Annotated in this window: 9 protein-coding genes; 3 read left to right on the forward strand and 6 right to left on the reverse strand. The window is 37.6% G+C overall.

What is annotated here, in order from left to right:
- Positions 1–160 precede the first annotated feature (160 nt).
- Entirely contained in the window at positions 161–712 is a 552-nt protein-coding gene (locus tag AC1DG9_RS18940) for an NUDIX hydrolase (RefSeq protein WP_172659410.1), read from the forward strand.
- A gap of 78 nt (positions 713–790) precedes the next feature.
- Here AC1DG9_RS18940 and dnaA read toward each other — a convergent pair whose 3' ends face one another.
- The 3 genes from dnaA to AC1DG9_RS18955 all read right to left on the reverse strand — a co-directional run bounded on the left by dnaA (position 791) and on the right by AC1DG9_RS18955 (position 4,511).
- A complete protein-coding gene (gene dnaA, locus AC1DG9_RS18945; protein ID WP_048903745.1) occupies positions 791–2,221 on the reverse strand; it encodes a chromosomal replication initiator protein DnaA in 1,431 nt (476 codons plus the stop codon).
- A gap of 194 nt (positions 2,222–2,415) precedes the next feature.
- Complete coding sequence (locus tag AC1DG9_RS18950; RefSeq protein WP_172659409.1) at positions 2,416–3,963, reverse strand: acyl-CoA mutase large subunit family protein; 1,548 nt, start codon at positions 3,961–3,963, stop codon at positions 2,416–2,418.
- Positions 3,964–3,965: 2 nt separating this feature from the next.
- The gene (locus AC1DG9_RS18955) at positions 3,966–4,511 is read right to left on the reverse strand and encodes a DUF7935 family protein (protein WP_288882502.1); all 546 of its coding nucleotides are present in this window, start codon (positions 4,509–4,511) and stop codon (positions 3,966–3,968) included.
- 179 nt (positions 4,512–4,690) lie between these two features.
- Between AC1DG9_RS18955 and AC1DG9_RS18960 the strand changes: the two genes are divergently transcribed.
- Both AC1DG9_RS18960 and AC1DG9_RS18965 read left to right on the forward strand, forming a co-directional pair.
- The gene (locus AC1DG9_RS18960) at positions 4,691–5,044 is read left to right on the forward strand and encodes a HesB/IscA family protein (protein ID WP_172659407.1); all 354 of its coding nucleotides are present in this window, start codon (positions 4,691–4,693) and stop codon (positions 5,042–5,044) included.
- Positions 5,045–5,136: 92 nt separating this feature from the next.
- Positions 5,137–6,369, forward strand: a complete 1,233-nt coding sequence (locus AC1DG9_RS18965; RefSeq protein ID WP_172659406.1) for an ABC transporter permease — start codon at positions 5,137–5,139, stop codon at positions 6,367–6,369.
- Between the two features lie 14 nt (positions 6,370–6,383).
- Here the strand turns inward: AC1DG9_RS18965 and rfbB are convergent, their stop codons facing one another.
- From rfbB to AC1DG9_RS18980, 3 genes are all read right to left on the reverse strand, one after another.
- Complete coding sequence (gene rfbB, locus AC1DG9_RS18970) at positions 6,384–7,436, reverse strand: dTDP-glucose 4,6-dehydratase (RefSeq protein ID WP_172659405.1); 1,053 nt, start codon at positions 7,434–7,436, stop codon at positions 6,384–6,386.
- 3 nt (positions 7,437–7,439) lie between these two features.
- A complete protein-coding gene (locus AC1DG9_RS18975; protein ID WP_477612184.1) occupies positions 7,440–8,006 on the reverse strand; it encodes a hypothetical protein in 567 nt (188 codons plus the stop codon).
- A gap of 1 nt (position 8,007) precedes the next feature.
- A partial coding sequence (locus AC1DG9_RS18980) for an NAD-dependent epimerase/dehydratase family protein (protein ID WP_477635039.1) occupies positions 8,008–8,589 on the reverse strand: 582 nt, incomplete at its 5' end.

The following is an 8,589-nucleotide window of genomic DNA, read 5'->3' on the forward strand; positions in this document are numbered from 1 at the left end:
CTCTACTCTCAATTTGATCCTTCGGTTATTAACCCAAGGAACGATTCTTTTGCTGAGAAGCTATATTTAATATACTACCTGCTGGAAACAAAGCATCACATTATAAACATGACTAATCTTGACCGCCAAAAACTAGTTGATAAATACCTTAATACCTAATATGGAAATAAAAAAATGGCAAAGACTTTCATCAAAATATCTGGTGAAAGAAAGATGGGCGACATTACGTGTGGATACCTGTGATTTACAAAATGGCGTTATAAAAGACGACTATTACGTACTTGAATACCCGAATTGGGTTAATGCCGTAGCAGTAACAGAAGACAATAAAATAATTTTGGTTCGCCAATATCGCCATGGTGCTGATATTATATCCTTAGAAGTTCCTGGTGGCGTCATAGATGGCGATGAATTGCCTGAGGTAGCCATTAAGAGAGAGCTATTAGAAGAAACCGGTTATTCTTTTAAAAGTTCCGAATTGATAGCTACGCTATACCCCAATCCCGCAACATCTACAAATGTTACTTATACCTATTTATTAAAAGGCGGTGTTAAAACTCATGATCAGCACTTAGATGACCATGAAATCCTTAACGTTGAGGAATATACTATCGAAGAGGCTAAACAAATTCTAAAAGACAATAAAATTGATCAGGCATTACATTCAGCTGCATTATTTTATGGGTTAATGAAGCTTGATGTTTTAAAATAAACATTCAATCACAAAAAAAGACCCTGCAAGTAAAACTTACAGGGTCTTTTTTTGTGATAAGACTTGAGCTCTAATGATTTAGCTCATTTTTAATTTCTTTTGTATGTCGTGTACGTATCCTTTAAACTTCTTATCTGTATCAATCAGATCTTCAACTGTCTGGCATGCATAAATTACCGTGGAGTGGTCTCTTCCTCCAAAGAAAGCTCCAATAGTTTTTAATGATGACTTAGTATGACTCTTGGAAAGATACATGGAAATCTGTCTTGCCTGAACAATTTCACGTTTCCGTGTTTGTGATTTCACCATGTCTACAGGAACTTCAAAATACTCACATACCAATTTCTGGATATATTCCATCGAAATCTCTTTGGACGTATTTTTAATAAAGTTCTTCAACATCTGTTTAGCCAATGCCAAATCGATGTCTTTTTTGTTTAAAGTTGATTGAGCTAGCAGGGAAACCATTGCGCCTTCAAGTTCCCTTACGTTATTGTCAATGTTGTGGGCTACGTACTCCACTACTTCAGAAGGTAATTCAATACCATCTGCATACATTTTCTTTTTAAGAATTGCTATTCTTGTTTCAAAATCAGGAATCTGCAAATCTGCAGAAAGACCCCATTTAAAACGGCTTAACAATCTTTCTTCTAGTCCGGCCAGATCTTTAGGTGCTTTATCTGATGATAAAATAACCTGTTTACCTGATTGATGAAGATGATTAAAGATATGGAAGAATATATCTTGCGTTTTTTCTTTTCCGGCAAAGTTGTGTACATCATCCATGATGATTACATCCATTGCCTGATAGAAATTCACAAAATCATTAATCGTATTGTTCTTTAATGAATCTACAAATTGCTGACAGAATTTCTCACATGAGACATAAATTACCAGTTTGTCTGGCATGTTACGCTTAATTTCATTACCAATAGCCTGCGCAAGGTGTGTTTTCCCTAACCCTACTCCTCCATAAATCATTAAAGGATTAAATGAAGTACCTCCCGGTTTTGCGGCTACGGCATACCCCGCTGATCTTGCTAAACGGTTGCAATCTCCCTCTATGTAATTCTCAAACGTATAGTTAGAATTTAATTGAGGATCAACATTCAGTTTCTTTAAACCCGGAATGATAAAAGGGTTCTTAATGTCTTTGTTTATAGAAACCGGAATTGGCATTGATTGAATCTTCGCCTCTGCCCCATTTCCATTACTCGGCATGTTAGTAGTATAAGGCGATCCCGTATTAGAAGACTTATCCACAACGATGTTATACTCTAACCTTCCCTCATCTCCTAATTGCTTTTTAACTGTCTTACGAAGCAGCCCTACATAGTGTTCTTCCAACCATTCATAGAAGAACAAACTAGGCACTTGTATGGTTAAAACTTTGCCTTCCAATTTCAATGCTGATATCGGTTCGAACCAAGTCTTGAAACTTTGGGTCGGTATGTTATCTTTTATGATTTGGAGACAGTTTTTCCACACTTCTGTACAAGTTTTTTCCATTGTTATTCTATAATTTGTTGGTTTACAGTAACGATACGAGCATAAAAAAACTGCTGTTTCGAGAGATCGAATATTCAAAAAATTATCAACAAAAAAAACTTAATTTTCATTTATTTGGTAACTGCTTAGGTAGCAATAACCTACCCTTCTTAACCTGAATTTTTTGTGTTAATAACTATTTATTAACATCCTTTTTAATATTCTCCAAAAACATTACGTAGTGTGTCCGCTATTTCACCAAGCGTGGAATAGGCCTCTACGGCTGTTAAAATATACGGCATTAAATTCTCGCTCCCCTTTGCAGCTTCCCTTAGGTTCTTCAACGCTTTTTCAACAGCTATGTTATCTCTTTCTGCTTTTAACTTATTTATCTTCTCCGTTTGGATCGTACGGATAGATTCATCTATGGTAAACACCTCGGTTATCCCTTCCTGTTCCTGTGTAAATTTATTTACCCCAACAATAACCCTGGTTGCCTCTTCCACTTCAACCTGGTACCGGTAAGCTGCATCTGCGATCTCGTTCTGGATATACTCATTTTCTATCGCATTTACTGAACCGCCCATGGCATCTATTTTATCTATATACAGCTGCGCTGCCGCCTCAACCTCATCTGTTAATGTTTCTACAAAGTAGGAGCCCGCCAATGGGTCAACGGTATCTGTTACCCCACTTTCAAAAGCAATTACCTGCTGTGTACGCAGAGCGATTTTTGCTGCTGCTTCGGTTGGTAACGACAGCGCCTCATCGTAACCATTTGTATGCAAGGACTGTGTGCCTCCCAAAACTGCAGCCAAGGCCTGATTGGTGACTCTTATTACATTATTAAGTGGCTGTTGGGCTGTAAGTGTTGACCCACCTGTTTGCGTGTGAAAACGAAGCATTTGAGCTTTCTCATCCGTAGCCCCAAGCTCCTTTGTTATTTTTGCCCACATTCTTCTGGCAGCCCTGAATTTGGCAATTTCCTCAAAGAAATTATTGTGGCAGTTGAAAAAGAAAGAAAGTCGTTTAGCAAATACATTAATATCTAATCCCTTCTCTAATGCAGCATTCAAATATGCTTTTCCATTTGCCAGTGTAAAGGCCAGCTCCTGAACGGCTGTTGAGCCTGCTTCCCGGATATGATAGCCCGAAATGGAAATTGTATTCCATTTCGGTACTTCTTTACTGCAATATTCAAAAATATCGGTAATAATCCTCATAGAGGGTTTTGGCGGGTATATATAAGTCCCCCTTGCGGCATACTCCTTTAAGATATCGTTTTGAATGGTGCCAGATATTTGCTTAATATCAGCCCCCTGTTTTTTAGCCAGGGCTATATACATAGCCAACAAAATCGAGGCTGTAGCATTTATTGTCATAGATGTGGTGATCTTTTGCAGCTCTATCCCATCGAACAAGATTTCTATATCTTTCAATGAATCAATTGCAACACCAACCTTACCAACCTCTCCTTCGGCCATATCGTGGTCAGAATCATATCCAATCTGGGTGGGAAGATCAAATGCAACAGACAGGCCCATTGTTCCTTGCTTAAGCAAATAATGGTACCGTTTGTTAGATTCCTCTGCAGTCGAAAACCCGGCATACTGCCGCATAGTCCACAACCGGCCCCTATACATATCTTTCTGAATCCCCCTGGTAAAAGGAAATTCTCCTGGCACCTCTGTTAAAGGTTTGGCAGTAGTGTATATTTCTTTTATTTCAATACCCGAAGTAGTGGTAAAACTTTTCTCTTTCATAGTTAAAATAACAAATGAATATCCTTTTTAATAAGATCTAATGTTAAATCATAAGGGTTATCAGACATATCAGTCATATGCTGCAGTATTTTTCTACTCAAATCCACACCGGCAGAATCCACAGGCAATCCTCGCGCGGCATTGCTAACCATGGTTAAAGTATCATCCTTAAGTTTACGAACAACATCCCATGTTTGGGCACTTACATATAATTGTTGGGCAACATTATGCTGATATTCAGATCTTATTTCATTAAGTAAAACTGATTGAAGATCTACAACAGAAATACCTTGCTGATGTACTCGGATCAGCAAATTTGCAGGATTAATTCTGTCGACAAAAACAATCAGCCGTTCGTAAGCCTGCAATCGTAACGGAAGGATCTGTAAATGTTCGTCTTTTTTAGGATCTGATGGTTTTGCTTCAACATGTTTTGTGTCCAGATACCTTCTCAGGTCATTTATAAAAAGATAATATCCTGCTGCAACTGTTATAATACCACCGGTGGCTAATGTGGCAACTTCTGTTAAAAAGTTTTGTACGTTCATTCAGCTTTGTTTGAATACAGTAATAATTAGTATAGAGTCTCAGCAAAAATGTACATTTTATTTATATTTACCCCACTATTTGATTTTTTAAATGACGAGATAGAGGTCTCTATTAGAGATAGCTATAGCGCTTTTATAAACAATTATAACTAAATTTGTACTTCCTAATTTTTAATAATATGAGTAATACAGTTGATACAGCATTTGCACCGGTAACTTTTACAGAAGGCGCTGTAAAGGAGCTTTTTAAATTAAAAGATCAGCAAGAAATTTCTGAGGACTTTGGGTTACGCGTAGGTGTTGACGGTGGGGGCTGCTCTGGAATGAGCTATGTACTTGGTTTCGATCAAAAAAAAGAAGGTGATCAGGAATTTATTATCGATGGCATTAAAGTCTTCATGCACAAAGCGCATCAGATGTATTTGATGGGAATGCAGGTAGATTGGCAAGATGGATTAAACTCAAGGGGCTTTACCTTTAGCAACCCAAATGCAAGTAGTACTTGCGGTTGCGGAACAAGTTTCTCAGTTTAAGTTCCTTTTCTTTTGTAACATTATACATGGTCTCGTTGTCTTAACAGCGGGACTTTTTATTTTTATCCCTTTAAGAATATATTTCATCTGAAATGACCTATACCGAAAACGTAAAACTAGCCCTTCAATCAATAAAAAGCAACAGGTTGCGTACCATGCTTACCGCATTGATCATCGCAATTGGCCTATCTGCATTAGTAGGTATATTAACAACACTGGATGCTGTTAAAAAAAGTATGACTGAGGCCTTCTCCAGTATGGGGGCCAACGCGTTTACCATCAGAAACAGAGGATCAGGCATAAGGGTTGGCGGCTCTGGCCAACGCCCAAAACCATTCCGGTCTATCAAATACGAAGATGCGGTAAGTTTTAAGGAAAGATTAAATACACCTGCAACAGTCGCGATCAGTGTATTTGCTACAGGAGGGTCAACAGCTAAGTTTGGCGCTGAAAAAACTAACCCTAATATCAATATTCAAGGTATTGATGAAAATGGATTGAACTCACAAGGCTTGAATCTTTCGCTTGGGCGTAATTTCAGTCCCGCCGAAGTAGTGTCAGGGAACAATGTCTGCATAATAGGTAATGAGATCAGGACTAAGCTTTTTAGAGATCAAAGTCCCATAGATAAAGTAATAAACGTTGGAAACAACAGGTTAAAAGTTATTGGAGTTCTTGAGTCAAAGGGTCAAAGTATGGGGTTTAGCGGCGACAGATCCGTTTATGTTCCCCTTCTAAAAGCTAAGTTGATTAACTCCAACTCAAATCCTTCTTATACCATTACGGTAATGGTACCAAGCAATGATCAGATGGATAACATTATTGGCGAAGCTACATCAGAACTAAGAAAGATAAGAAAGGTAAAGGTTTCAGAACCGAACAATTTTGAGATCACAAAAAGTGATTCCCTTGCCCAAACCCTTTTCGAACAATTAAGATATGTAGTGTTAGGAGGAATTGCCATCGGAGCCATTACACTAATTGGTGCATCCATTGGACTAATGAATATTATGCTGGTTTCCGTAACAGAAAGAACCAGGGAAATCGGAATCAGGAAGGCMATTGGTGCAAATCCTTCTGTAATTCGTAAACAATTCTTAATAGAGGCCGTTATAATTTGTCTTATTGGAGGTGCATTTGGCATATTCCTTGGAATAGCCATAGGAAATCTCATCTCATTTGCAATGGGAGGATCATTCATAATACCATGGGAATGGATTATGGGCGGTTTTGCATTATGTGTTGGGGTAGGTATTATTTCGGGTTATTACCCTGCAAAAAAAGCCTCTAAACTCGATCCGGTAGAAGCTTTAAGGTATGAATAAAAAAGGGAAGATAATTATCTTCCCTCATATTGATTTTCGTAGTAAGCCTGGTAATTCCCGGAAGTGACATCAGAAAGCCACCCTTCATTTTTCAAATACCACTCTACTGTTTTTTCTAATCCTTCTTCAAACTGTAAACTAGGCACCCAGTTTAATTCATTTTGAAGTTTGGTGGAGTCAATAGCGTAACGTAAGTCATGACCGGCTCTATCCGTTACAAAAGTGATCAGCTTTGCCGACTCCCCTTCTGCCCTGCCTAGTTTCTTGTCCATAATCTTACATAGTAAATGAATAAGATCTATGTTTTTCCATTCGTTATGGCCACCAATATTATATGTTTGTCCTGTTTTAGCCTGATGGAAGATAACATCAATCGCGCGTGCATGATCTTCTACCCATAACCAATCGCGAACATTCTCGCCCTTACCATATACCGGCACTGGTTGTTCATTTTTAATATTATTGATTGCCAATGGTATCAATTTCTCAGGAAAATGATGAGATCCGTAATTATTAGAACAGTTAGACACAACTATATCTATCCCATAAGTATCGTGATAAGCTCTTACAAAGTGATCCGAAGATGCTTTTGAAGCAGAGTAAGGACTATGTGGATCATAAGCTGTAGATTCAGTAAACATTCCTGTTTCGCCAAGCGCACCATAAACTTCATCTGTTGAAACGTGGTAAAACCTTTTCTTATCATAGCTACCTTTCCAGTATTCACGTACCGCATTCAAAAGATTAACTGTTCCGATAACATTGGTCATCACAAAAGCTGTCGGATCAGTGATCGACCTGTCAACATGCGATTCAGCCGCTAAATGAATAACTGCATCAAAATTCTCTTTACCAAACAACTCATTTATTACAGTTGCATCTGTAATATCAGCTTTAACAAAACGGTAATTTGGTTTATCCTCAATATCGGTAAGATTTGCAAGGTTACCAGCATAGGTTAACTTATCCAGATTTACAATCATGTAATCAGGATAGTTATTTACAAATCTTCTTACAACATGAGAGCCAATAAACCCAGCTCCTCCGGTTATTAATATTTTTTTCATAGTCTATAATTCTTTAGGCAGTCCAAGTTCCAGAGCTACCGAAGATGTTTTGTTTTGATATATTTTACTAAGCACGGTATCTAGTCGATCCTTTAAATCAAACTGCAGATCTTCATGTAGTTTATAAAACTTATTTAATACTGAAACTGTCGACTTAACAAAGTAAACAGAAAGTTTTTCGTTAAACTTATGCAAAGGCGAAAAAATACCTTCTTTAAAATCTATTGGAATTTGGTTTAATAAATGAATTCTCAACTCCATTTCTGTAGTAACGTCCTTTGTTACCTTAAAATGATGACTGATGCTTCCATTTAATTTACGCATTCTTAATAGTGTATCTTTTGAAGTGAGTTTTTTATTAGATAAAAGATCTTTAGCCGTTTCATCTATTGTTGCCAATAGTTTTTCATAACGTTCTACCAGATCATGTTCATCTTCGAACAGCTTAAAATGCAAATGTTCTGTTAAAACCTTATCCTTTGCAATTAGTCTGAGCAATAATTTATCTTTTTCCTTTTCAGGAAGAGATTTTATCTCCAGTTTAAGATCCTTATGCTCACTTAACAGCATACTAAAATGGGTTGTCTTTTAAGTACTTCTCCCAGTTCCAGGCCGATGACATCATTACATCGATGTCTAATTCTGCCTTCCAGTTTAAGTCTCTTGCAGATTTTGTTACATCACCCCAAACTTTCTCGATATCACCTTCTCTCCTTGCTCCAATAGTGTAATCCAGCTTTTGTCCTGTTGATTTCTCAAAGGCATCAATAATTTGCAATACTGAAGATCCTTTTCCGGTTCCTAAATTAAACACTTCGTAATTTGAATCTGCTTTATTACCTTCCAGGCGCTTAATAGCTGCAACATGTGCTTTAGCTAAATCTACCACATGAATATAATCTCTTATCGCACTTCCATCAGGAGTATCATAATCATTACCATAAACAGTTATCGGTCCACGTTTTCCAATTGCCGACTGTGTAATGAACGGAACAAGGTTTTGAGGTACACCAATTGGCAACTCACCAATTAAGGCAGTTTCGTGCGCACCCACCGGGTTAAAATAACGAAGTGAAATCACATTTAATGATGGTGTAACTGCACAGGTTTCCTGTAAAATTTCTTCAGCTATTTGTTTGGTATTGCCATATGG

The organism is Pedobacter sp. 05L430 (genome assembly GCF_056397585.1).

Excerpts from the sequence above, each read along its gene's own strand:
- AC1DG9_RS18940 (WP_172659410.1), top strand. The coding sequence starts at position 161 with ATGGAAATAAAAAAATGGCAAAGACTTTCATCAAAATATCTGGTGAAA.
- dnaA (WP_048903745.1), bottom strand. The coding sequence starts at position 2,221 with ATGGAAAAAACTTGTACAGAAGTGTGGAAAAACTGTCTCCAAATCATA.
- AC1DG9_RS18950 (WP_172659409.1), bottom strand. The coding sequence starts at position 3,963 with ATGAAAGAGAAAAGTTTTACCACTACTTCGGGTATTGAAATAAAAGAA.
- AC1DG9_RS18955 (WP_288882502.1), bottom strand. The coding sequence starts at position 4,511 with ATGAACGTACAAAACTTTTTAACAGAAGTTGCCACATTAGCCACCGGT.
- AC1DG9_RS18960 (WP_172659407.1), top strand. The coding sequence starts at position 4,691 with ATGAGTAATACAGTTGATACAGCATTTGCACCGGTAACTTTTACAGAA.
- rfbB (WP_172659405.1), bottom strand. The coding sequence starts at position 7,436 with ATGAAAAAAATATTAATAACCGGAGGAGCTGGGTTTATTGGCTCTCAT.
- AC1DG9_RS18975 (WP_477612184.1), bottom strand. The coding sequence starts at position 8,006 with ATGCTGTTAAGTGAGCATAAGGATCTTAAACTGGAGATAAAATCTCTT.